We start from the raw sequence: 977 nt of genomic DNA on the forward strand, positions 1-977 counted from the left end.
AATCTGGCTCCCTGGATACCTGGCTCAAAGACACCGATTATGATATTGAATATGTGGCCTATGAAGAGTATAACCGTTCCAAGAATAATGTATGGAATTGTGTGGTGCAACGTCTTGATAAATATGAAATCAATTACATCGGCCAAGATTACTGATGCCAACAAGATACCAATGATTCTAGTATATGACAAAATGTGGCTTACAATAGATGGCAATTCCATGATTGCCCGTGGACCTTCCCCTACAAACATTAGTGCAACTCCACCTATCATCAAACCTATGTAGGCTGCTCCTGTCATGCTGTGTACTGGGTTGACATGTTGGTGGTGCATTAATGCAAGGCCAAAGAGTACTACACCCCAACCAAAGAGCAACCAGCCCATTTTACCAATTGCATGTTTTTTGAGACCTTCACGCATACTGTTCAAAATACCCAAGACTAGTCCAAATGTTACCATTCCAAGACCAATGTACCCACTGATTAGCAATAATTTTCTCAGACCAGTAATTGGACTGAATATCATTCCATCTGCTGGAAGATGTAAACCTAGAGAGCTGTTAAGAAAACCAAACAGGTATCCGTTAAGATGGAATCCAAAGTACAAGTTAAACGTGAATCCTAGTGCTATTGCAATGATAGCACCTGGTGTCATTGCTTTTGCTAGTTTTACCATTTGTTGTCTTTTCAGTATATTCAATGCAAAATTTCGCAACATGCCAGGCATGATGTTAATGTCTCTCTTTCCTCCCTCTACTCTTCGAATGACCCATCTACAGACTAGAAGTATAACTAGTCCATACCCTGCATCCCCCACCATCATTCCATAGAATATTGGAAAGAGCAAACCGAAGATCATTGTAGGATCAAATTCTTTTCCTTGTGGCAAGGAGTAGAATCGGATAAAGGCTTCAAAGAGCTTAAATCGTTTTGGATTATCAAATTGTGTAGGAGGATGTTCGTCTGTTTCAAGTTCAAA

The 977-nt window shown here is 40.0% G+C and carries 1 protein-coding gene; it reads right to left on the minus strand.

Going from position 1 to position 977, the window contains the following annotated elements; all coding sequences use genetic code 11:
* Positions 1–977 (minus strand): V-type ATPase 116kDa subunit family protein (locus DYY66_RS04250; RefSeq protein ID WP_304515733.1); only part of this gene is annotated, 977 nt, incomplete at both ends.

Origin of the sequence: Candidatus Nitrosotalea sp. FS (genome assembly GCF_011319475.1) — an archaeon.
Taxonomy (GTDB): Archaea; Thermoproteota; Nitrososphaeria; order Nitrososphaerales; family Nitrosopumilaceae; genus Nitrosotalea.